Origin of the sequence: Rugamonas violacea (assembly GCF_016461825.1) — a bacterium.
Lineage (GTDB): Bacteria > Pseudomonadota > Gammaproteobacteria > Burkholderiales > Burkholderiaceae_D > Rugamonas.
In genome coordinates this window covers 237,810-259,332 of the sequence record NZ_JAEMNU010000031.1, presented here as the reverse complement: position 1 = coordinate 259,332, position 21,523 = coordinate 237,810, and the positions used below count along the sequence as shown (strand labels likewise).

The 21,523-nt window shown below is 69.1% G+C and carries 19 protein-coding genes; 8 read left to right on the top strand and 11 right to left on the bottom strand.

Annotated elements, in window-relative coordinates; all coding sequences use genetic code 11:
- The 10 genes from H7U20_RS06890 to H7U20_RS06845 all read right to left on the bottom strand — a co-directional run.
- Window positions 1–671 (bottom strand): hydroxymethylglutaryl-CoA lyase (locus H7U20_RS06890; RefSeq protein ID WP_233410546.1); only part of this gene is annotated, 671 nt, incomplete at its 3' end.
- A 14-nt stretch (window positions 672–685) separates the two neighbouring features.
- A complete protein-coding gene (locus H7U20_RS06885) occupies window positions 686–1,618 on the bottom strand; it encodes a 2-hydroxyacid dehydrogenase (protein WP_199518856.1) in 933 nt (310 codons plus the stop codon).
- 11 nt (window positions 1,619–1,629) lie between these two features.
- Window positions 1,630–3,705, bottom strand: coding sequence for an acetyl/propionyl/methylcrotonyl-CoA carboxylase subunit alpha (locus H7U20_RS06880; protein ID WP_199518855.1), 2,076 nt, complete (start codon window positions 3,703–3,705; stop codon window positions 1,630–1,632).
- 189 nt (window positions 3,706–3,894) lie between these two features.
- Window positions 3,895–4,938 carry a biotin synthase BioB gene (gene bioB, locus H7U20_RS06875; protein ID WP_199518854.1) on the bottom strand — a complete coding sequence of 348 codons (1,044 nt, stop codon included), beginning with the start codon at window positions 4,936–4,938 and terminating at the stop codon, window positions 3,895–3,897.
- Between the two features lie 39 nt (window positions 4,939–4,977).
- Window positions 4,978–5,742, bottom strand: coding sequence for a dethiobiotin synthase (bioD, locus tag H7U20_RS06870; protein WP_199518853.1), 765 nt, complete (start codon window positions 5,740–5,742; stop codon window positions 4,978–4,980).
- A 1-nt stretch (window position 5,743) separates the two neighbouring features.
- Window positions 5,744–6,928 carry an 8-amino-7-oxononanoate synthase gene (gene bioF / locus H7U20_RS06865; protein WP_199518852.1) on the bottom strand — a complete coding sequence of 395 codons (1,185 nt, stop codon included), beginning with the start codon at window positions 6,926–6,928 and terminating at the stop codon, window positions 5,744–5,746.
- The gene (gene bioA / locus H7U20_RS06860; RefSeq protein WP_199518851.1) at window positions 6,928–8,271 is read right to left on the bottom strand and encodes an adenosylmethionine--8-amino-7-oxononanoate transaminase; all 1,344 of its coding nucleotides are present in this window, start codon (window positions 8,269–8,271) and stop codon (window positions 6,928–6,930) included. Before bioA ends, bioF begins: the two co-directional genes overlap by 1 nt.
- A 123-nt stretch (window positions 8,272–8,394) precedes the next feature.
- Complete coding sequence (locus H7U20_RS06855; RefSeq protein ID WP_199518850.1) at window positions 8,395–9,180, bottom strand: enoyl-CoA hydratase/isomerase family protein; 786 nt, start codon at window positions 9,178–9,180, stop codon at window positions 8,395–8,397.
- A 14-nt stretch (window positions 9,181–9,194) separates the two neighbouring features.
- On the bottom strand, window positions 9,195–10,817 hold the full coding sequence (locus H7U20_RS06850; protein ID WP_199518849.1) for a carboxyl transferase domain-containing protein: 1,623 nt from the start codon (window positions 10,815–10,817) through the stop codon (window positions 9,195–9,197).
- A gap of 38 nt (window positions 10,818–10,855) precedes the next feature.
- Entirely contained in the window at window positions 10,856–11,302 is a 447-nt protein-coding gene (locus H7U20_RS06845; RefSeq protein ID WP_199518848.1) for a YchJ family protein, read from the bottom strand.
- Between the two features lie 143 nt (window positions 11,303–11,445).
- Here H7U20_RS06845 and H7U20_RS06840 point away from each other — a divergent pair, with 143 nt between their 5' ends.
- Window positions 11,446–11,811: a hypothetical protein gene (locus tag H7U20_RS06840; RefSeq protein ID WP_199518847.1), complete on the top strand. Its 366-nt coding sequence runs from the start codon at window positions 11,446–11,448 to the stop codon at window positions 11,809–11,811.
- Between the two features lie 3 nt (window positions 11,812–11,814).
- On the opposite strand, the gene H7U20_RS06835 is transcribed toward H7U20_RS06840, so the two are convergent.
- Window positions 11,815–13,119: a D-amino acid dehydrogenase gene (locus H7U20_RS06835; protein WP_199518846.1), complete on the bottom strand. Its 1,305-nt coding sequence runs from the start codon at window positions 13,117–13,119 to the stop codon at window positions 11,815–11,817.
- A 251-nt stretch (window positions 13,120–13,370) separates the two neighbouring features.
- On the opposite strand from H7U20_RS06835, the gene H7U20_RS06830 reads away from it, so the two are divergent.
- The 7 genes from H7U20_RS06830 to H7U20_RS06800 all read left to right on the top strand — a co-directional run bounded on the left by H7U20_RS06830 (window position 13,371) and on the right by H7U20_RS06800 (window position 21,494).
- Entirely contained in the window at window positions 13,371–14,111 is a 741-nt protein-coding gene (locus H7U20_RS06830; RefSeq protein WP_199518845.1) for a GntR family transcriptional regulator, read from the top strand.
- Between the two features lie 111 nt (window positions 14,112–14,222).
- On the top strand, window positions 14,223–15,104 hold the full coding sequence (locus H7U20_RS06825) for an N-acetylmuramic acid 6-phosphate etherase (RefSeq protein WP_199518844.1): 882 nt from the start codon (window positions 14,223–14,225) through the stop codon (window positions 15,102–15,104).
- Window positions 15,105–15,152: 48 nt separating this feature from the next.
- On the top strand, window positions 15,153–16,418 hold the full coding sequence (locus H7U20_RS06820) for an MFS transporter (protein WP_199518843.1): 1,266 nt from the start codon (window positions 15,153–15,155) through the stop codon (window positions 16,416–16,418).
- 95 nt (window positions 16,419–16,513) lie between these two features.
- Window positions 16,514–18,166 (top strand): glycoside hydrolase family 10 protein, encoded by a 1,653-nt coding sequence (locus tag H7U20_RS06815; RefSeq protein WP_233410545.1) that lies wholly within the window; start codon window positions 16,514–16,516, stop codon window positions 18,164–18,166.
- 294 nt (window positions 18,167–18,460) lie between these two features.
- Window positions 18,461–19,423: an N-acetylglucosamine kinase gene (locus tag H7U20_RS06810; protein WP_370593095.1), complete on the top strand. Its 963-nt coding sequence runs from the start codon at window positions 18,461–18,463 to the stop codon at window positions 19,421–19,423.
- Window positions 19,420–20,343 carry a peptidoglycan recognition protein family protein gene (locus tag H7U20_RS06805; RefSeq protein ID WP_233410544.1) on the top strand — a complete coding sequence of 308 codons (924 nt, stop codon included), beginning with the start codon at window positions 19,420–19,422 and terminating at the stop codon, window positions 20,341–20,343. The genes H7U20_RS06810 and H7U20_RS06805 overlap by 4 nt, the downstream gene beginning before the upstream one ends.
- A 245-nt stretch (window positions 20,344–20,588) precedes the next feature.
- Window positions 20,589–21,494 carry a LysR family transcriptional regulator gene (locus tag H7U20_RS06800; RefSeq protein ID WP_199518841.1) on the top strand — a complete coding sequence of 302 codons (906 nt, stop codon included), beginning with the start codon at window positions 20,589–20,591 and terminating at the stop codon, window positions 21,492–21,494.
- Window positions 21,495–21,523: the final 29 nt, after the last annotated feature.

Genomic DNA, 21,523 nt, shown 5'->3' with positions numbered 1-21,523 from the left:
TAGATGTTGGCCAGCGCCTGGCCGTAGGTGTCGTGGAAGTGGCCGGACAGGCCGCCGATGGCGAACTCCTGCGCCGCGCGCTGCATCACCGCCTGGGTCTGGCGCGGCGTCGCCACGCCGATGGTGTCGGCGATGTCGATCTCGTCGCAGCCCAGGTCGCGCATGCGGCCCACCACGTCGGCCACGGCGTCGAGCGGCACCGCGCCCTGGTAGGGGCAGCCGAAGGCGCAGCTGATGCTGCCGCGCAGGCGCAGGCCGTGCTGCTTGGCCGCCTTGGCGACGCCCTCGAAGCGGGCGATCGATTCGGCGATCGAGCAGTTGATGTTCTTCTGCGAGAAGGCCTCCGAGGCCGAGCCGAAGATCACCACCTCGCCGGCCCTGGCCGCCAGCGCGGCGTCGAAGCCCTGCATGTTCGGCGTCAGCGCGGAATACACCACGCCGGGGCGGCGTTCGATGGCGGCCATCACCTCGGCGCTGGTGGCCATCTGCGGCACCCACTTCGGCGAGACGAAGGAGGCCGCCTCGATGTTGCGCAAGCCGGCGCTCGACAGGCGATTGACCAGCTCGATCTTGACCTCGGCCGGCACGCTTTCCTTTTCATTCTGCAGGCCGTCGCGCGGGCCGACTTCGACGATCTTGACGTGCTTGGGCAATGCGATGGCTGTGTTCATATTCTTCTCCTTGCTCAGTAACCGCGGATGCGGTCGACGATGCCGTCGACCATTTCACCCGCCTCGATCTTGAGGATTTTTTCGGCGATCTGCTGCACGCTCTCGCGCCGCAGCGTCACGGCCGAGATGTGCGGCGTGATGGTGATGCGCGGCTCCTGCCAGAACGGATGCTGGCTCGGCAGCGGCTCGTTGCGCAACACGTCCAGCGTGGCGGCGGCGATGTGGCCGGACTTGATCAGCGTGAGCAGATCCGGTTCGGCGAGGTGGGCGCCGCGCGCCACGTTGATCAGGTAGGCGCCCTGCGGCAGCTTGGACATATTGCTGCGGTCGATCAGGTTGCTGGTGTCGGTGGTCAGCGGCAGCAGGCAGACCAGCACGCGGCTGCCGCGCAGGAAGGTGTCGAGGCCGTCGGCGCCGTGGAAGCACTGCACGCCGGCCATCTCCTTGGCGCTGCGGCTCCAGCCGCGCAGCGGGAAGCCGAACGGCGCCAGCGCCTCCAGCACGCGGCCGCCCAGCGCGCCCATGCCGAGCAGGCCGATGGAGAAGTCCTCCTTGTTATGCTGCGGCAGCGGCGCCCACTGGCCGGCGCGCGCCAGCGTCTCGTACTCGTCGAAGCGGCGGTAGTAGCGCAGCACCGCGTGGGTCACATACTCGGCCATCTGAATCGCCATGCCGGCGTCCTCCAGGCGGATGAAGGGCACGTGGCGCGGCAGCTTGTCGCCGAAGCGCAGCAGGCCGTCGACCCCGGCGCCGGTGAGGAAGGTCGCCTTGACCCCGCCCAGGTCGGCCAGCATGGCCTCGGGCGGCGACCAGACGACGGCATAGTCGCAGGGCGGCGGCGTTTCGCCGGCGCGCCAGACCACCACCTCGGCGTCCGGCAGGTGCTTGCCGAAGTCCTTGATCCACGGCTCGGTCATGCCGTCGGCGCGATGTAAAAGAATACGCATACGTCCTCCCTTTACGCCGCCGCTTTGAAGGCCAGCAGCGGCGCGCCGTCGGCGACCTGGTCGCCGACGCCGTACAACACTTCTTCGACCAGGCCGTCGTGCGGCGCGGCGATGGTGTGCTCCATCTTCATGGCTTCCATGATGACCAGCGCGTCGCCCTTCTTCACCTGCTGGCCCTTGGTGGCCAGCACGGCCACCACCTTGCCCGGCATCGGCGCGGTCAGGCGGCCGCCTTCGGCCTCGCTTTCGCCGGCGTGCGCCATCGGGTCGTGGTACGCCAGCGGATAGTGGGCGCCGCCGGTGAACACGTGCAGCAGTTCGCCGTCGCGGCGCACGGTGCCGTGCACGGCGCGCTCGCCGACCTTGATGCTGAAGTCATTGCCGTCCTGCGCCATCAGGCTGACCACGCAGGGCGCGTGCGCGGGATTGCCGGGCAGGTCGAGCAGCCAGTCGCCGGCGCGGTAGGTCAGCTTGACGGCGTAGGCCTTGGCCGGCAGCGCGGCGGCATAGTCGTCGCCGAACGACAGCGCGCGGGTGTAGGGATTGTTCATGCGCCAGCCCAGCGCCTGGCCCCACGGGTCGGCGCGGTTGGCGCCGGACTGCGCCGCCGAGACGTCCTTCTCCGCCTCGATCAGCGCGACGGCGGCCAGCGCCAGCGCGGCGGCCGGCGCGGCCTGGGCGGCCGGGAACAACTCGGCCTGGTTGCGTTCGATCAGACCGGTGTCGAGGTCGGCGCTGGAAAACGCCTGGCCTTCGACCAGGCGCTTGAGGAAGGCGATGTTGGAGGCCAGGCCGACGATCTGGTACTGCGCCAGCGCCTGCGCCATGCGCGCCAGCGCCTGTTTGCGGTCGGCGCCCCAGACGATCAATTTGGCGATCATCGGATCGTAGAACGGCGAGATGGCGTCGCCCTCGCGCACGCCCGAGTCGATGCGCACGCCGGCCGGCACGCCGCCGCCGCCGCCGTGGGCCGGCGCGCCGCCCAGTTCGAAGGCGACCGCGTCCGGCGTCTGCAGGTGGCGCAGCGTGCCGATCGACGGCAGGAAGCCCTTCTCCGGGTTCTCGGCGTAGATGCGCGCCTCGATGGCGTGGCCGTTGATGGCCAGCTCGTCCTGCCGCTTCGGCAGCGGTTCGCCGGCGGCGACGCGCAACTGCCATTCGACCAGGTCGGTGCCGGTGATCATTTCCGTCACCGGATGCTCGACCTGCAGGCGGGTGTTCATCTCCATGAAGTAGAACGTGCCGTCCTGGTTGGCGATGAACTCCACCGTGCCGGCGCCGACATAGCCGACCGCCTTGGCGGCGGCCACGGCGGCCTCGCCCATGGCGGCGCGGCGTTCGGCCGGCATGTTCGGCGCCGGCGCCTCCTCCAGCACTTTCTGGTGGCGGCGCTGCACCGAGCAGTCGCGCTCGAACAGGTAGATGCAGTTGCCCAGGGTGTCGGCGAAGACCTGGATCTCGATGTGGCGCGGACGCTGCAGGTACTTCTCGGCCAGCACCTTGTCGTCGCCGAAGGAGCTGATCGCCTCGCGTTTGCAGGAGGCCAGCGCGGCCTTGAATTCGGCCGATCCCTCGATCACCCGCATGCCCTTGCCGCCGCCGCCGGCCGAGGCCTTGAGCAGCACCGGGTAGCCGATCTGGTCGGCCTGGCCGTGGAGGAAGTCGGCGTCCTGGTTGTCGCCGTGGTAGCCCGGCACCAGCGGCACCTTGGCCTTCTCCATCAGCGACTTGGCGGCGGACTTGGAGCCCATCGCCCGCATCGCCGAGGCCGGCGGCCCGATGAAGACCAGGCCGGCCGCCGCGCAGGCGTCGGCGAAGTCGGCGTTCTCGGAAAGGAAGCCGTAGCCGGGATGGATCGCCTGGGCGCCGGTGGCCAGCGCCACGGCGATGATCTTGTCGCCGCACAGGTAGCTCTCCTTGGCGGCGGCCGGACCGATCAGCACCGCCTCGTCGCAGACGGCGACGTGCTTGGCGTTGGCGTCGGCCTCCGAGTACACGGCGACGGTTTTGACACCGAGGCGGCGGGCGGTGGCGGCGACGCGGCAGGCGATTTCACCACGGTTGGCGATCAGGATTTTTGTGAACATGGTCTCTTTCTTTGCAGCTCGTGGCTGGAAGTTTTCTTATTCGAGTTCGTGGTGTGCTGCGTGTGTTCCGGGGCGGATTGCGCCGGCGGCTTGGCGTCAACCCAACGGCGTAATTCTGGGGTCGGACCCCGAGGGGTCCGACCCCGGCTTTCGGCCTGGGGGTGCTGGTGGCGCCCCCGGCGTTTTCAATCAGCAGCCGCACTTCTCTTTCGGCGCCGAGTCGAGCATGGCGCCACGGGTTTGCAGGCCCAGTTTGTTCAACAGCGTGCGGTCGTCCTCGGCCTCCGGGTTGTCGGTGGTGAGCAGCTTGTCGCCATAGAAGATCGAGTTGGCGCCGGCTAGGAAGCACATCGCCTGCACCGCCTCGCCCATCTGGCGGCGGCCGGCCGACAGGCGCACGCGCGCCTTCGGCATGGTGATGCGGGCGACGGCGATGGTGCGGACGAATTCGAACGGATCGAGCGGGTCGAGGCCGAACAGCGGCGTGCCCTCCACCTGCACCAGGTGGTTGACCGGCACCGACTCCGGATACGGGTTCAGGTTGGCCAGCTGGGCGATCAGGCCGGCGCGCTGCAGGCGCGTTTCGCCCATGCCGACGATGCCGCCGCAGCAGACCTTCAGGCCGGCTTCGCGCACGCGGCCCAGCGTGTCCAGGCGGTCCTGGTATTCGCGCGTCGAGATGACGTTGTCGTAGAACTCGGGCGCGGTGTCGAGGTTGTGGTTGTAGTAGTCCAGGCCGGCGTTCTTCAGGCGGTCGGCCTGGCCTTCCTCCAGCATGCCCAGCGTGGCGCAGGTCTCCAGGCCCAGCGCCTTCACTTCGCGCACCATCTCTTCGACCTTGTCCATGTCGCGGTCTTTCGGACCGCGCCAGGCGGCGCCCATGCAGAAGCGGGTGGCGCCGTTGGCCTTGGCCTGGCGCGCCGCGTCGAGCACGGTGTCGATGGCGAGGATCTTCTTGGCCTCGACGCCGGTGTCGTAGCGCGCCGCCTGCGGGCAGTAGCCGCAGTCTTCCTCGCAGCCGCCGGTCTTGATCGACAACAGCGTGGCCAGTTCGACGTCGCCGTCGGGGAAGTTGAGACGGTGGCTTTGCTGGGCCTGGAACATCAGTTCGTTGAAGGGCAGGTCGAACAGCGCCAGCACGTCCTCCAGCGGCCAGGTGGCGGCCGCCGGCAGGGTGATGGCGGCGGTCGGACGGTGCAGCGAGACTGCTTTGATTTCTTGGTTCTGGGACATCGTGATTCCTTCTTCGTTCAATTGTTCTTGTGTTGGCGACTAGGCCTTGGCGTCGGCCGGCCAGTTCGGCAGTTGGCTAAAGTCCAGGTGGGCCGCGGCGGCGGCGGCGCAGGGTTCTTTCAGGCGTGGCACGCGGCCCAGCAGCGGCGCCGGGATGCGCGCCTGCAGCGCCTCGATGTTCTCGTCGATATAGGGCATGTCGTCGGACAGCTCGTTGGCGACCCAGCCGGCCAGCATCAGGTTGCGCGCGGCGATCGCCTCGACCGTCAGCAGGGCGTGGCTGATGCAGCCGAGCCGCATGCCGACCACCAGCACCACCGGCAGGTCGAGCTGCTCGGCCAGGTCGGCGGTGTCGAATTCCTCGTTGAGCGGCACGCGGAAGCCGCCCACGCCCTCGACCACCACCGCGTCCGAGGCGGCGCTGACCTCGATGTAGGCGGCCAGGATCGGCACCGGCGAGATGTAGGTGTCGTCCAGCTCGGCGGCGATGTGCGGCGCCGCCGGCGTTTTCAGCAGGAAGGGCGTGGTCAGCGCCTGCGGCAGGTTGACGTTGCCGGCGGCGATCAGCTGGTCGGCGTCCTCGTTGTGCCATTTGCCGTTGCGCAGTTCGGCGCCGGCGGCGATCGGTTTCATGCCGCAGGCGCGCACGCCGCGTTTGACCAGCGCGTGCAGCAGCGCCGCCGAGACCAGCGTCTTGCCGATCTCGGTGTCGGTGCCGGTGACGAAGCAGGCGAAGCGCGGCGCCATGCCGGCGGCGGCCGCTGCCGGCCGCACCTGGGTGGCGATGGGATCGTCGAGGCTCATGTCAGGTCCTTTCCAATGCGTTGAGTGCGGTGATCAATTGCGCCACCTCGGCGCCGGTGTGGCCGGCCGACAGCGTGGCGCGCAGGCGCGCCGTGCCGGCGGGGACGGTCGGCGGGCGGATCGCGCCGACCCACAAACCTTGTTCGTACAGGGCGGCGCCGGCGTTCATGGTCTCGGCACTGTCGCCGATGACGATGGGTTGGATCGCCGTCGTCGACGGCATGCGCCGCCAGCGCTTGAGCGCCAGGCCGGCGTCGAGCTGGGCCACCAGGGTGTGCAGGTGGGCGCGGCGGGCGCGGCCCTCGGCGCCTTCGAGCAGATCGAGGCTGGTCAGCAGCGCGTGCGCCAGCGCCGGCGGCGCGGCGGTAGTGAAGATGTAGGGCCGGCTTTTCTGGATCAGCGTTTCGATGACGATTTCGTGCGCCGCGACGAAGGCGCCGCCGACGCCGGCCGCCTTGCCCAGCGTGCCCATGTAGACCAGGTAGGGCGAGCGCAGGTCGAAGTGTTCGAGCGCGCCGTGGCCGTTGGCGCCGAGGGCGCCGAAGCCGTGGGCGTCGTCCACCACCAGCCAGGCGCCGTGCCGTTCGCACAGGGCCAGCAGGGCCGGCAGCGGTGCCAGGTCGCCGTCCATGCTGAACACGCTGTCGCTCACCACCACCTTGTTGGCGGCCGTGCTGGCGGCCAGCAGCGCGCCCAGCGCGGCCAGGTCGGCGTGCGGATACACGCTGACCTTGGCGCGCGACAGGCGCGCGCCGTCGATCAGCGAGGCGTGGTTGAGCGCCTCGGAGAAGATCTCGGCGTCCTTGTCGCCGGCGGTCAGGCCGGTCAGCACGGCCAGGTTGGCCATGTAGCCGGTGCTGAAGGTCAGCGCGCGCGGCGACTCCAGGTGGGCGCCGACGAACTGCGCCAGGCGTTCCTCCAGTTGGGCGTGGGCGCGGCCGTGGCCGCTGATCAGGTGCGAGGCGCCGCTGCCGGCGCCGTACAGGCTGGCGCCTTCGCGCAGCGCCTCGGCCAGCGCCGGGTGGCCGGCCAGGCCCAGGTAGTCGTTGCTGCAAAAGGCCAGCAGCTCGCGTCCGCCGACGCGCACGCGCGGGCCACAGGGCGTGTCGACGGTGCGCCGCTGGCGGATCAGGCTGTGTTGTTCCAGCGTTTGCAGCTGGCGGTCGAGGCGGCTCAGCAGTTCCATCACTGGCCCGCCATGACTTGCTGGAACACGGCCAGCGTGCCGGCCGCCAGGCCGTCGATTTCCTCGTCGTCGAGGATATACGGCGGCATCATGTAGACGGTCGCGCCGATCGGGCGCATCAGCAGCTCCTTCTGCAGCGCGGCGGTGAAGAAGCGGCGCGAGAAGTCCGGCGCCGCGTCGATCGCGTCGAAGGCCCAGATCATGCCGCGCTGGCGGAAGTGGCGCACCTGCTCGTGTTCGGCCAGCGGCGCCAGCGCCGCCGTCAGACGGGCGCCGCGCAGCCGGTTGTTGGCCAACACATTGTCGTCCTCGAAGATCTGCAAGGTGGCCAGGGCGGCGCGGCAGGCCAGCGGGTTGCCGGTGTAGGAGTGCGAGTGCAGGAAGCCGCGCGTGACGTCGCTGCTGTAGAAGGTCTGGTAGATGTCGTCGCGCGTCATCACCAGCGACAAGGGCAGGTAGCCGCCGCTGATGCCCTTCGACAGGCAGAGGAAGTCGGGCCAGATGCCGGCCTGCTCGCAGGCGAAGAAGGTGCCGGTGCGGCCGCAGCCGACGGCGATCTCGTCGAGGATCATGTGCACCTGGTGGCGCTCGCACAGCTCGCGCACCAGCTTCAGGTAGAGCGGATCGTGCATCGCCATGCCGGTGGCGCACTGCACCAGCGGTTCGATGATGATGGCGGCGATCTTGTCGCTGCGCTGCTGGAACAGCAGTTCGACGTCGGCGGCGGCGCGGCGCGCCACGTCCTGTTCGGACTCGCCCTCGGCGGCGCGGCGCGTGTCGGGCGAGATCACCGTTTGCGTGGCGCGCAGCAGCGGGCCGTAGGCGTCCTTGAACAGGGCCACATCGGTGACCGCCAGCGCGCCGATGGTTTCGCCGTGGTAGCTGCCCTTGAGGCAGACGAATTCCTGTTTGTCGGCCAGGCCGCTGTTGCGCCAGGCGTGGAAGCTCATCTTCAGCGCGATCTCCACCGCCGAGGCGCCGTCGCTGGCGTAGAAGCAGTGGCCCAGCACGCCGCCGGTCAGGGCGTTGAGTTTTTCCGACAATTGAACCACCGGCTCGTGGGTGAAGCCGGCCAGCATGGCGTGCTCCAGGCGGTCGAGCTGGTCCTTCAGCGCCGCGTTGATGCGCGGGTTGGCGTGGCCGAACAGGTTGACCCACCAGGAGCTGATGGCGTCGAGGTAGCGGCGGCCTTCATGGTCGTACAGCCAGGCGCCACGGCCGTGGCTGACCGGGATCAGCGGCACGGCGTTGTCGGGCGCGGCGTGGTGCTGCATTTGGGTGCACGGGTGCCATACACTGCGCAGGCTGCGGGCGACCAGGTCGGTTTGTGTGTTCAATTCCAAAAAAACTCCAGACGTATCAAAACCCCGTCGTTGCCGCGCGCGCGGCAACCCATGCTGTGCATTCTGGCCGGCGCCGTATGGGTCCCCGCTTGCGCGAGGACGACGGGGTGGCGGGCGGCCATGCTAATTGAGCCAGTTCGGCTTGCGCTTCTCCAGGAACGAGGCGACGCCTTCGCGGCCCTGTTCGGAAGCGCGGATGTGGGCGATGCGCTCGGCCGTGTCGGCCAGCAGCGCGTCGTTCACGCTTTGTCCCGCCATGTCGCGCACCAGCACCTTGGCCTGCCGCACGGCGTGCGGGCTGTTGCTGCTCAGCGCCTTGACGATCTCGGCCACCTTGGCGTCGAGCGCCCCGGCCTCGACCAGCTCGTGGACCAGGCCGAGGCGCAGCGCCTCCCGGGCGGAGAAGCGCTCCGCCGTCAGGAAGTAGCGCCGCGCCGCGTTCTCGCCCATGGCCTTGATGACGTAGGGCGAGATGGTCGCCGGGATCAGTCCCAGCTTCACCTCGCTCAGGCAGAAGTTGACCTCCTCGGCCGCCACGATGATGTCGCAGGCGGCCACCAGGCCCATGCCGCCGGCGTAGCAATCGCCCTGCACCTTGGCCACCACCGGCTTGGGGCACAGGTAGATGGTGCGCAGCATCCGCGCCAGTTGCAGCGCGTCGGCCTGGTTTTCGGCGTGCGTGTAGCCGGCCATTTTCTTCATCCAATTCAGGTCGGCGCCGGCGCAGAAGGCCGGGCCGTTGGCGGCCAGGACGATGGCGCGCAGCGCTGCGTCGCGGCCCAACTCGTCGAAGGCCAGCGCCAGTTCGGCGATGGTGGTGTCGTTGAAGGCGTTGCGCACGTCGGGCCGGTCGAGCGTGACGGTGGCCAGCGCGCCGGCGATGGTGATGTTCAAGGTTTGATAGTTCATCGTCGTCGCCCCGATCACATGCGGAAGACGCCGAACTTGGTGTCCGGGATTTCGGCGTTGAGCGCGGCCGACAGGCCCAGGCCCAGCACCATGCGGGTGTCGGCCGGGTCGATGACGCCGTCGTCCCACAGCCGCGCGGTGGCGTAGTAGGGGTGGCCCTGCCGCTCGTACTGCTCCTTGATCGGCTGCTTGAAGGCGGCCTCCTCCTCGGCCGACCACTGGCCGCCCTTGCCCTCGATGCCGTCGCGCTTGACGGTGGCCAGCACGCTGGCGGCCTGGTCGCCGCCCATCACCGAGATGCGCGCGTTCGGCCACATCCACATGAAGCGCGGCGAGAAGGCGCGGCCGCACATGCCGTAGTTGCCGGCGCCGAAGCTGCCGCCGATGATGACGGTGAACTTGGGCGCGGCGGCGGTGGCCACGGCGGTGACCATCTTGGCGCCGTTGCGGGCGATGCCCTCGTTTTCGTATTTGCGGCCGACCATGAAGCCGGTGATATTTTGCAGGAACACCAGCGGGATCTTGCGTTGCGCGCACAGCTCGATGAAGTGGGTGCCTTTCAGCGCCGACTCGGAGAACAGGATGCCGTTGTTGGCGATGATGCCGACCTTCATGCCGAAGATGTGGGCGAAGCCGCAGATCAGGGTGGTGCCGTAGCGCGCCTTGAACTCGTCGAAGTCGCTGCCGTCGACGATGCGGGCGATCACCTCGCGCACGTCGAACGGTTTGCGGGTGTCGAGCGGGATCACGCCGTACAGTTCCTGCGCCGGGTATTTCGGCTCGGCCGATTCGCGCAGCGCCATCTGCTGCGGCTTGACGCGGTTCAAATTGGCGACGATGGTGCGCGCCAGCGACAGCGCGTGCAGGTCGTTCTGCGCCAGGTGGTCGACCACGCCGGACAGGCGGGTGTGGACGTCGCCGCCGCCCAGGTCCTCGGCGCTGACCACCTCGCCGGTGGCCGCCTTCACCAGCGGCGGGCCGCCGAGGAAGATGGTGCCCTGCTCCTTGACGATGATCGACTCGTCGCTCATCGCCGGCACGTAGGCGCCGCCGGCGGTGCAGGAGCCCATCACCACGGCGATCTGCGGGATGCCCTTGGCCGACAGGTTGGCCTGGTTGTAGAAGATGCGGCCGAAGTGGTCGCGGTCGGGGAAGACGTCGTCCTGGTTGGGCAGGTTGGCGCCGCCGGAGTCGACCAGGTAGATGCAGGGCAGGTTGTTCTGGTCGGCGATCTCCTGCGCGCGCAGGTGCTTCTTGACGGTGATCGGGTAGTAGGTGCCGCCCTTGACGGTGGCGTCGTTGCAGACGATGACGCATTCCTGGCCGCAGACGCGGCCGATGCCGGTGATGATGCCGGCGGCCGGCGCGGCGTCGACGCCGTTGCCGTCCTGGTACATGCCGTAGGCGGCCATTTGCGAGAATTCGAGGAAGGGCGTGCCGGGATCGAGCAGCATCTGCACGCGTTCGCGCGGCAGCAGCTTGCCACGGGCGACGTGCTTGGCCGAGGCGGCGGCGCCGCCGCCCTCGGCGATCTTGGCGACCTTGTCGCGCAGGTCGTCGACGATGCTCTGCATGGCGGCGGCGTTGGCCTTGAAGTCGTCGCTGCGCGGATTGAGTTTGCTTTCGATATGCGGCATTGCTGTTCCTCTTGTGGTCGCGTTGTCTCCGACGCGTTCTATTCTGGAAAACTACCGTCGACGTAATACCAGCGCAGGCCGTCCGCGCCCTGCTCGCGCACGAAGTTGCTCACTTCGTGGAGGCGCTGGGCGCGGCCGTCGACCTTGCAGCGGGCGACAAACTCGACCGTGTCGCGATCCGGGGCGGCATCGCGGTCCGGCGATTCTGCTTTACGTTGACGTAAACGTAAAGCAGATTTTACCTCAAGTCCCAGCCACTGCAATTTTTCATCTTTGCTCACGATCGGCTCGCTCGGGCGGGTGCTGGCGTGCCAGCTGGCGCGCAGATACGCCTCGTCGCCCCGGGTGTAGGCGGTGTAGCGCGAGCGCATCAGCGTCTCGGCCGTGGGCGCGATGGCGCTGCCGTCGAGATACGGGCCGCAGCAGGCGGCGAGGGAGGGGCCGCCGCAGGGACAGGTCGCGGGCGAGGAGGGCTTTTTGGGCATGTGATCGGGGGACGGGCTGCGGAACAATCCAGCATTATCCGCCAATTCGATGTCCCGGGTGCAAGCCTTAGTGTTGCGTAGGCCGCTTGCGCGCGACGTGTGCCGGCCTATGATGAAATAATAAGCACACCGACCGGAGCCCGATGATGACCGCTACTCTTTTTGACAGCCACAGGTATGCCAAGCGACTGGTGGACGGTGGCATCCCGGAAAAAGCCGCTGATGTGCAGGCGGAAATGATGACGGAACTGATGGAGCAAGTGGCGGCCAGCACCGCGAGCGTAAGCCGGCAGGACAACAAGATTGAGCAATTGGGCGGCAAGATCGACCTGCTGGATGCCAAAGTTGAGGCGATGTACGTCAAGCTAGACGCCAAAATTGACCGTGTGCAGGCCTTGCTTGAGGCACGGATCGCAGAAGTGAAAGCCGAGCTGGTCCGTTGGGTGGTCGGTGTCGGCATGCTGCAAACGGCCTTGATCGCGGCCCTTATGCTGAAACTGCCGCACTGACCCTCAGCGCCGCAGGGTCAGCCCGTCCAGCGCGAACGGCGGGTTTTTGCCGCGCATCAGCCCGGCCAGCAGGCTGGCCGTGCCGCAGGCGAAGGTGAAGCCGAGCGGGCCGTGGCCGACGTTGAGCCACAGGTTGTCGTAGCGGGTGGCGCCGACGATGGGCGCGCTGCTCGGCGTGGCCGGGCGCAGGCCGGACCAGGGCGTGGCGGCGGCGTAGTCGGCGGCGCCGGGCATGGCCTCGCGCGCCAGCCGGGTCAGGCCGGCGACGCGGCCGGGGTCGACGCCGTGGTCCTCGCCGACCATATCGACCATCGCCGCCACGCGCAGCTGGCCGCCGATGCGGGCGTACAAGACCTTGCGTTCGAAGTCGGTGACGCTGACCTCGGGCGCGCGGTCCTGCGGCCGGATCGGCGCGCTCAGGCTGTAGCCCTTGAGCGGATACAGCGGCAGATACAGCCCGGCGCTGGCGGCCAGGTCGCGGCTCTGCACGCCCGCCGCCAGCACGTACTGGTCGGCCGCCAGCCAGCCGGCGCTGGTCGACAACGCGGAGATCTTGCCGTGCTCGTGGTGGAAGCCGTAGGCCTCGGCCTGCAGCACGCCGAGGAAGTTCGGATGGGCGTGCAGGCGCCGCTCCAGCGCCATGCAGAAGGCGTGGCAATCGGCCACCGCCTCGCCGGCGGTGAAGATGCCGCCGGCCAGCGCCGGTCGCAGCGCGGCCAGCGCCGGTTCGCGCGCCACCGCCTCGGCCGGCGTCAGCGCCTGCGCCCAGTGCCGGGCGGCGCGGGCCGGCTGGCCGGGCGGCGTGGCCTGGTCGGCCTGCTCGTTGCGTTCCCGCTCGGCCCGCGCCAGCGCCGTGGCGAAGGCCCGGCGCGAGCGGTACACCACCAGCTTGCCGGCGTCGCGCCAGGCGAAGGCGGCCGGCGGCACCGTCGGCGCCAGCTGGGCCATCGCCTGGCGGCTCAGTTCGCCCAGTTGCAGCAGGGTGGCGCTGGTGCGGCGGTTGCTCGTGGCGTTGCAGTTGCGCAGGAATTGCGCCAGCCAACGCCATTGGCGCAGGTCGGCCTCCGGGCGGAAGCGCAGCGGGCCGTCGCGCTGGGTCAGCCACAGCAGCGCCTTCAGCGGCACGCCGGCGTCGGCCAGCGGCGCCACATAGCGGTAGCTGAGCTGGCCGCCGTTGCCGAAGCTGGCGGCGCTGGCCAGCGTGGCCTCGCGCTCCAGCAAGGTCACGCGGTAGCCGGCCTCGAGCAGCCACCAGGCTGTCGAGAGGCCGATTACGCCGCCACCGATCACGATCACTTGCTGCCGCATTCCGCCTCGCTTGCGGCCCGCCGAGGGCCGTGTGTTGAAAGTCCAGAGTGTGGCGGCTGGCCCGGCCGCCGACCAATGAATCGTGGTGTGCAAGCCATAACCGGGAGGTATGCCGGACGGGGTAGAATCAGGCACGCGGCCGGCTTTGCCGGCGCATCGGCACATCCCGGGCGGGAATCCGCACATTTCATGTAGCAAAATTACACCGGACGGGCATATCGCTATTACACTAGAGGCGATAGGAGAATTGTATGAGCCACACCAGTTTCGAATTCACGGCCGACAGCAACGATAGCTCACCCTTGTATATGCAAATCGCCCGCAAGCTGAGCGACGAGGTGCGCAACGGCCGCTACCAGGTCGACCAGGCGCTGCCGTCGGAGCGCAACCTGTCGGAGTTGCTCAGCGTCTCGCGGGTGACGGCGCGCAAGGCCATCGACCAGCTGGTCGACCAGGGCCTGGTGGTGCGCCGCCGTGGTTCGGGCAACTACATCGCGCCGCGCATCGAGCAGCCGCTGTCGAACCTGACCAGCTTTTCCGAGCAACTGTCGCAGCGCGGCTACCAGCCCGGTTCGCGCTGGTTGAAGCGCGCCGTGGTCAGCGCCAGCGCCGACGAGCAACTCAGCCTGGGCCTGTCGCCCAACGCCCGCGTGGCGCGGCTGGAGCGGCTGCGCTTGGCCGACGACGTGGTGATGGCCTACGAGGTCAGCGTGTTGCCGCAGAGCATAGTGGCCGACCCGGAGGCGATCGGCGCCTCGCTCTACCAATATCTGGACGGCATCGGCAAGCCGCCGGCGCGGGCGCTACAGCACATCCGCGCGATGAACGCCTCGGCCGAGCTGGCCGCCCGCCTCGACGTGCCGGTCGGCCAGGCGGTGCTGTTCATCACCCGCATCGCCTATCTGGAGTCGGGCGAGGCGGTCGAGTTGACCCATTCGTATTGCCGCAGCGACCACTATGATTTCGTCGCCGAGATGCGCCGCGGCGCATAACCTTTTGGCATGGCCGCGGCGTCAGCTTTCATGGCCTGGCGGCCGGGTTTGGTATTACACTGGTTTCATCGAATTCTCTAGGCCGGCGCCGCGCGGCGCCCCGATATGGCGATGTTGAAAACCGAAACCCCCAGTCTGGCGCACAGCGGCCTGGACCAGTACGGCGCCGCCGAGCTGGTGCAGGCCTTCGTCGACGAGCAGTTGCACGCGGTGCAGGCGGTGCGCGCCGCCTCGGCCAGCATCGCCGCCGCCATCGAGGCGGCCGCGCCACGGCTGGCGGCCGGCGGCCGGCTGATCTATGTCGGCGCCGGCACCTCGGGCCGCCTCGGCGTGCTCGACAGCGTCGAACTCTACCCCACCTTTTCCTGGCCGCACGCGCGCGCGCTGGCCATCCTGGCCGGCGGCCAGGGCGCCATGTTCACCGCCGTCGAGGGCGCCGAGGACGATCTGCGCCAGGGCGGGCTGGATCTGGACCGGCTGGCGCCGGGCGCCGTCGACGTGGTGCTGCTGCTGGCCGCCTCCGGCGCCACGCCGTATGTGCTGGGCGCGCTGCGGGCGGCGCGCGAGCGCGGCGCCTTGACCATCGGCATCGCCAACAACGCCGGCGCGCCGCTGACGCGCGAGGCCGACGTCGGCATCACCCTCGACACCGGGGCGGAAATCATCTCCGGCAGCACGCGGCTGAAGGCGGGCACGGCGCAGAAGATCGTTCTCAACACTATTTCCAGCGCGCTGATGGTGCGCCAGCACAAAGTGTATGGAAACTTGATGGTAGACTTGAAGCCGACCAACGCCAAGCTGGTGCAGCGCTCGGTGCGCCTGACCATGCACGCCACCGGCGCCGACGAAGCCAGCGCCCGCGCCGTGTTGGAGCAGTGCCAATTCCACGTCAAGGTGGCCATCGTCGCGCTGCTGCGCCGGGCCAGCGTGGAACAGGCCGGCGCCCTGCTGGAGCAAGCCGACGGGAGCGTGCGTGCCGCCTTGGTAAAATGATACAGTCCAGGCTGTATTTGGCCTGAAACCGAATCATTTTAAGGATGTATGCAAAGCGTGCAACGAGCTAGTCCGTGGTGGTGGATCCCCACGCTGTATTTCGGCCAGGGTCTGCCCTATGTGGTGGTGATGACGCTGTCGGTGGTGATGTACAAGAACACCGGTTTCTCCAACACCGACATCGCCCTCTACACCGGCTGGTTGTACCTGCCCTGGGTCATTAAACCGCTGTGGTCGCCCGTGGTCGAGCTGCTGCGCACCAAGCGCTTCTGGATCGTCGGCATGCAGCTGTTCATCGGCGCCGCGCTGGCGCTGGTGGCCCTGACCACCCATCTGCCGGCCTTCTTCCAGATGAGCCTGGCCGTCCTCTGGCTGCTCGCCTTCAGCTCGGCCACCCACGACATCGCCGCCGACGGCTACTACATGCTGGCCCTGCCGCAACACCAGCAGGCCGCCTTCGCCGGCGTGCGCAGCACCTTCTACAAGGCGGCGATGATCGTCGGCCAGGGCAGCCTGGTGTATTTGGCCGGCAAGCTGACCGAGTCCAGCGGCGACCCGCGGCTGGCCTGGTCGGTGGTGTTCTGCGTCCTCGCCGCGCTGTTCCTGCTGCTGTTCGCCTACCACCTGGTGATGTTGCCCAGGCCGCCCGCCGACCAGCCCGGCGAGCGCCATGGCAGTCTGTTGGCCGACTTCCTGGCCACCTTCCGCAGCTTCTTCCAAAAGCCCGATATCGGGCTGATCCTCGGCTTCCTGCTGACCTTCCGTCTGGGCGAGGCGCAGTTGCTCAAGCTGGCCGTGCCCTTCATGCTCGACCCGGCGGACCAGGGCGGCCTGGGCCTGAGCACGGCCCAGGTCGGCCTGATCTACGGTTCGCTGGGCATGCTGTTCCTGGTGCTGGGCGGCCTGTTGGGCGGCCTGCTGATCTCGCGCTTCGGCCTCAAGCGCTGCCTGTGGCCGATGGTCTTCGCGGTCCACCTGCCGGACCTGATCTTCGTCTACCTGGCCAGCGCGCTGCCGGAAAACATCTACCTGGTGGCCGCCTGCCTGGCCGTCGAGCAGTTCGGCTACGGTTTCGGTTTCACCGCCTACGTGTTGTACATGATCATGGTGGCCGACGGCCCGCACAAGACGGCCCACTACGCCATCTGCACCGGCTTCATGGCGCTCGGCATGATGCTGCCGGGCATGGTCAGCGGCTGGATCCAGCAGCAACTGGGTTACCAGCATTTCTTCATCTGGGTCTGCCTGGCGACCTTGCCGGCCTTCGCCATGGCGGCGCGGGTGCGCATCGCAGCGGAGTTCGGCAAGAAATAAGGCCGCGCCGCATTACAATACGTTTTTTTGCAAGCGGTACGGCTGCACATGATCGGGGAATGGTTTTGGTTTTAAATGCGAAGAAGCGGCAGTCCATGGCCGCCTGCGTGGCCGGCGCGCTGGCTGTCCTGATGAGCGGCTGCGGCACCACGCCGATGCCTCCAGACAATGCCGGCCAGCCCGGCGCCGCGCCCGGCGGCGTGCTGCCCGGCGCGGGCGGCGCTGCCGCTCCGGCGCCGCCGGTGGACGCCAACAACCCGCCGCCGGCGCCGCGCGAGTTCCGCGCCGCCTGGGTTTCCACCGTCGCCAATATCGACTGGCCCAGCCGCAGCAACCTCAGCGTCGCCAAGCAGCAGGCCGAGGCGCTGGCCATCCTCGAGCGCGCCAAGAACCTGAACCTGAACGCCATCGTGCTGCAGGTGCGGCCCAGCGCCGACGCCATCTACCCGTCCGAGCTGGAGCCGTGGTCGGAGTTCCTCAGCGGCCAGCAGGGCCGCGCGCCGAGTCCGCTGTACGACCCGCTGCAGTTCTGGATCGAGCAGGCCCACGCCCGTGGACTGGAGCTGCACGCCTGGTTCAACCCCTACCGCGCCCGCCACGCCACGGCCAAGACGCCGCTGACGCGCGAGCACATCGCCAACACCCGGCCGGAGACGGTCAAGCCCTACGGCCGCTACCTGTGGATGGACCCGGGCGAGGCGGCCGCCTCGGCGCACACCCTGGCGGTGATCCTCGACGTGGTGCGCCGCTACGACATCGACGGCGTCCACATCGACGACTATTTCTATCCCTACCCGATCGAGGCGCGCAGCGCGGCGGCGGCGAACGGCGGCAACGGCGCCGAGGCCGCCGCGCTGGACAGTCCGTCCGGCGCCAAGAGCGAGCTGGAGTTCCCCGACCAGCCGAGCTGGCAGCGCTATCTGTTGGGCGGCGGCCAGCTCGGCCGCGCCGACTGGCGCCGGCAGAACGTCAACCAGCTGATCGAGGCGCTGTACCTGGGCATCCACAAGGAAAAATCCTGGGTGCGTTTCGGCATCAGCCCGTTCGGCATCGGCCGGCCCGACCGCCGCCCGGCCGGCATCGTCGGCTTCAGCCAGTACGACAAGCTGTACGCCGACGCCGAAACCTGGCTGGCCAAAGGCTGGCTGGACTACCTGTCGCCGCAGTTGTACTGGCCGGTGGCGCAGGCGCCGCAGGCCTTCGACGTGTTGCTCGACTACTGGCTGGCGCAGAACACCCGTGGCCGCCACGTCTGGCCGGGGCTGTACACCAGCCGCATCGACAACAGCGCCAAGGCCTTCGCGCCGGAAGAGATCGTCAAGCAGATCGGCGTGCTGCGCAGCCGCGCCGGCGGCAACGGCCATGTGCACTTCAGCGTCGCCGCGCTGATGGAGAACCGCAAGGGCGTCAGCGACCAGTTGAAGGGCGCCTCCTACCAGAGCGCCGCGCTGGTGCCGGCCACGCCCTGGCTGGGCGCCGAGCCGCCGGCCGCGCCCAGCGTGGCGATGCGGCGCGAGAGCGGCGGCCTGGCGCTCAAGCTGGGCGCCGGCGGCGGCGCCGCGCGGCCGGCGGTGCAGTACGCCATCTGGTCGCGCTACGGCAACGAGTGGCGCTTCGCCGTGGCGCCGGCCGGCCGCGCCAACCTGCTGCTGGCCGACGACGCCGCGCGCGGCGCCGTCAGCGCGGTGGTGGTCAGCGCCGTCGACCGGCTGGGCAACGAGAGCGAGCGGGTGCAGGTGCTGCGCTAGCGGCCAACGGATGGGACAAAACCCCGAGGCTTAAATCTGGGGTCAGACCCGGCGGGTCTGACCCCGGCTCTTTGCCTTTGGGTGGTTTTCGTAGCCGCCGGCGCCTTGGCTTGGCGGCGTCCCCGTCGATCCCTGGCTCAGGGGCGCGGCGGGCGAGGCCCAATCCCAAGCCATAACTTTTTTGCATAGCATGTGCGCAAGCTTTCATGAACGACCACGCGGGGTTTGGCTTTACACTCGCTGGCGGCTTGGCCAACCCCGGGCCGCCGTAGACATCCGCAGGAGACAGTGGCAATCGACACGCTGAGCACGCCCCCCGACTCCGCCCCCGGCCTGGGCATCGACGCCGGCGGCAGCCGCACGCGCTGGGCGCTGGCCTCGGCCGGCGGACAGATCCTGGCCGAAGGCAGCGTCGCCGGCCTGTCCGCCCTGCAAATGGCCACCCCGGCCGGGCGCGACGCGGTGCGCGCCATCTTCGCCACCTTGGCCGGCCAGGTGCGCGCGTTGGCCCAGGCCGGCGGCGTCTGCGCCGGCCTGACCGGCTTCGGCCTGGGCGGCGACGGCGCGCAACTGAGCGCCTGGCTGGCCGAGCTGCTGGCCGTGCCGGCAGCGGCCGTGCAGCTGCGCAACGACATCGAAATCGCCTACCTCGACAGCTTCCAACCCGGCCAAGGCTATCTGGTCTACGCCGGCACCGGCTCGATCGCCGCCTGGATCGACGGCCAGGGCCGGTTCCACCGCGCCGGCGGCCGTGGCGTGACCCTGGACGACGGCGGCGGCGGTTTCTGGATCGCCCGCGAGGCGATGCGCCACATCTGGCGCCGCGAGGACGAGGCGCCGGGCGCCTGGCAGGACTCGGCGATGGCGCGCGCCGTCTTCGCCCACGTCGGCGGCAGCGACTGGGACGCCTCGCGCCAGTTCATCTACGGCCAGGACCGTGGCGCCATCGGCAAGCTGGCGCTGGCCGTCGCCGCCAGCGCCGCCGCCGACGCCGACGCCCGCCACATCCTCGAACGGGCCGGCGTCGAGCTGGCCCGGTTGGCGCTGGCGCTGGTGTCCCGCTACGGCGCGCGGCCCGTCGTGCTGGCCGGCCGCGCCGCCCAGTTGCACCCCTCGATCGCCGCCGCCATGCGCGCCGCGCTGCCGCCGGAGCTGGCGCTGCGCCAGGCGGTGGCACAACCACACCACGCGGCGGCGCGGATTGCCGTAAACTCCAGTCTGACCAACATTTCCGGCCCGCCAAGAGATCGCCCATGAAAACGCCCGTGAAGAAGACCCTGCTGCTGACCTCCCTGCTCGCCCTGCTGGCCGGCTGCGCCGCGCCCGGCCCGCGTCTGGACCACACCTACACCGCGCGCAGCCAGAGCGACCGGGTCAAGTTCATCGTGCTGCACTACACGGTGAGCGATCTGCCGCGCTCGATCAAGATCCTCACCGAGCAGGAAGTGAGCGCCCACTATCTGCTCACCGACAGCGACCAGCCGCTGTTCTACACCTTGGTCGACGAGTCGCGGCAGGCCAACCACGCCGGCGTCAGCAACTGGAAGACCTATACCCAGCTCAACGCCAGCTCGATCGGCATCGAGATCGTCAACCCGGGCTTCCGCGACACGCCCGAAGGCCGCGTCTGGTATCCGTTCAAGCAGGCCCAGATCGACCAGCTGATCCCCCTGCTCAGGCAGATCGTCGCGCGCCACAACGTGGTGCCGGAGAACATTCTCGGCCACAGCGACATCGCGCCGCAGCGCAAGCAGGACCCGGGGCCGATGTTCCCGTGGAAGCAACTGGCCGACGCCGGCCTGGTGCTGTGGCCGGACGCCGTCCAGGTCGCCGCCCGCCAGCCGGTGTTCGCCGCCCAGGTGCCGGAGCCGGCCTGGTTCCAGAAGAAGCTGGCCCAGCACGGCTACGCGGTGCCGCAGAACGGCCTGCTCGACCCGGCCACGCGCAATGTCTTGATCGCCTTCCAGTCCAAGTACCGCCCGGCCAAGTTCGACGGCGTGCCGGACGCCGAGTGCGCCGCCATCCTCGACGTGCTGACCAGCCCGGCGGCCTTGTCGGTCGCGCCGATGCCGGCGGCCGTCCCGGCGCCGGTGCCGGCCTTGGCGCCGCTGGCAATCCCCGCCGCGCCGGTGGTGCCGGCGGCATCGACGGCAACCGAGCCGACCGAGGCGCATTGAGCTGACTCCTATTCCGCTCAGTAAAAACGCCGGCGGCTTCCAAGCCACCCACAGGCGGAGAGCCAGGGTCAGACCCGATGGTCTGACCCTAGATTGTGCTGGTGGGTATGCTTGACATGGCGGCATCGGCGGTATCGGCGGCATCGGCATCGGCATCGGCGGCCGCGGCGTTGCGGGCGGGCGCGCTTTGGCCTATCCTGCGATCATTCTGCAGGGAAATCCGGCTCCACTTATGAAAGAAGCACATGCGTCTGCGTCACATTGAAGTGTTCCACGCCATCATGCAGGTCGGCACCATCAGTGGCGCGGCGCAGGTCTTGCACATCTCGCAGCCGGCCGTCACCAAGGTGCTGCAGCACTGCGAGCTGCAGCTGGGCATGCCGTTGTTCGAACGGGTGCGCGGCAAGCTCTATCCCAAGCCGGAGGCGCACCGCCTGTTCGCCGAGACGGAAAAGCTCAACCGCGACCTGCAAGGCATCCGCCGCCTGGCCGCCAGCCTGAAGGGCCGCGCCGTCGAGACCATCCGCCTGTGCTCGACGCCGACCATCGCCATCAGCGTGCTGCCGCAGGCGATGAGCGCCTGGCGCCAGGAATTCGCCCAGACACCCTGCCAGCTGGCCACCCACCACACCAGCGAGATCGTCAACACCCTGCGCCTGGGCGAGGCCGACCTGGCCCTGTCGCTGCAGGACCCGCGCCACCCCGGCATCGTCGCCGAGCCGATCGCCCAGGGCGTGATGACGGTGATCGCCCCGGCCGGCTACTGGCGCGCCGACGAGTGCAAGACGCCGCTGGGCGCGACCGGCCTGGTCGGCGACCTGATCGGCCACGCCGAGAACGACCCGCTGGGCGAACTGGTGGTGGCCGCCTGCGAGGCGCAGCACATCCAGCCGGTGTTCCGCACCGTGGTGCAAACCTACCAGATCGCCCGCTCGCTGGTCGAGGCCGGCGGCGGCATGGCCGTGGTCGACCCGTTCACCGCCGCCACCGCCTCGCCCACGTTGGTGCAGCAGCGGCCGTGGGCGCCGGCCATCCCGGTGCAACTGTTCCTGCTGACGGCCAGCCACTCGCCGTTGTCGCACGGCGCGCGCCAGCTGGCCAACTGCATCGGCAGCGCCGCGCGCGCCTGCCTGGCGCGGGGGCAGACGTGAGCCGGCGCATCGCCTGCGAGGCGAGGGGC